This window comes from Silvimonas sp. (assembly GCF_031291215.1).
Taxonomy (GTDB): domain Bacteria; phylum Pseudomonadota; class Gammaproteobacteria; order Burkholderiales; family Chitinibacteraceae; genus Silvimonas; species Silvimonas soli.
In genome coordinates, this window is record NZ_JARLJK010000060.1 from 1 (window position 1) to 1,196 (window position 1,196).

At 60.0% G+C, this 1,196-nt stretch carries 2 protein-coding genes; one reads left to right on the forward strand and one right to left on the reverse strand.

Annotated elements, in window-relative coordinates; genetic code table 11:
* A partial coding sequence (locus tag P4L78_RS05610) for an ABC transporter permease (protein ID WP_309327209.1) occupies positions 1-682 on the forward strand: 682 nt, incomplete at its 5' end.
* A gap of 93 nt (positions 683-775) precedes the next feature.
* On the opposite strand, the gene P4L78_RS05615 is transcribed toward P4L78_RS05610, so the two are convergent.
* Positions 776-1,196: formyltransferase family protein (locus P4L78_RS05615; RefSeq protein ID WP_309327210.1), on the reverse strand; the 421-nt coding region annotated here is incomplete at its 5' end.

Below are 1,196 nucleotides of genomic sequence, written 5' to 3' on the forward strand. Positions count from 1 at the left end.
CCTCACCGGTCCGCTGGCGCGGTTGCAGGCCGGTGCGGCGCCGTTCAACCTGGTGGCCCACCAGCATTACAACCCGGAAAGCATCAGCCAGTACAACATCGTGCCCGGCCTGATGGGCGTGATGCTGACCATGACCATGATTATCATCACCGGCCTGGCCATCACCCGCGAACGCGAACGCGGCACCATGGAAAATCTGCTTTCCACGCCGGCGCATCCGGGTGAAGTCATCGTCGGCAAAATCGTGCCGTACATTCTGGTGGGTTATGTGCAGGTGCTGCTGGTGCTGCTGGCGTCCAAGTTTTTGTTCGACGTGCCGATGCTGGGCAGCCTCACGCTGCTGTTGCTGCTGGTGTTCCTGTTTATCGTGGCGAACCTCGCGGTGGGCATCACGTTTTCGACGGTGTCCCGGAACCAGTTGCAGGCAGTGCAGATGGCGTTTTTCTTTTTCCTGCCATCCCTGTTGCTGTCGGGCTACATGTTTCCCTTTCGCGGCATGCCAGTTTGGGCGCAGGACCTGGGCGAATGCCTGCCGCTCACGCATTTTCTGCGGGTGGTGCGCGGCATCATGCTCAAGGGCAACGGGCTGGCGGAATGCCTGCCGGATTTGTGGCCCATCGCCCTGTTTCTGCTGGTGATGCTGGTGATCGGCGTCAAACGCTACCGCCAGACGCTGGACTGAACGGGACTGGAATGACCAATGGCATCTTGGCATTGTCCTTGACCGAACGATCCCAAGACGATGATTTGTCTCCCATCAAGCCGGTCCCGGCGGTCACACTTCCTTCACCGTGCCCCAGTACACATCCAGCCGCTTGCCGAGATACAGCTTCACCGCCTTGACCAGCGTGGCGGCTTCCAGCTTCTGGCCGCGAGTGACAATATCCTTGAGCGTCATTCCCGGGGTGATGGCAAACGCACCCTGCGCGATGATGGGGCCTTCGTCCAGCCGCATGGAAACAAAATGCGCCGTCACGCCGGCAATCTTGACGCCCTGTTCGTAGGCCTGGCGATACGCCTGCGGCCCGGGAAAACTGGGCAGCAGCGACGGATGAATGTTGATGATCTTGTTTTTGTAGCGCCAGCAAAAGTTCGGCGAGAGAATCTTCATGAACCGCGCCAGCACCACGAAATCAATGTGGTGTTCCTCCAGCACTTGCAGCGCCCGCGCCTCGGATTTGGCCCGGTCGCGCCAG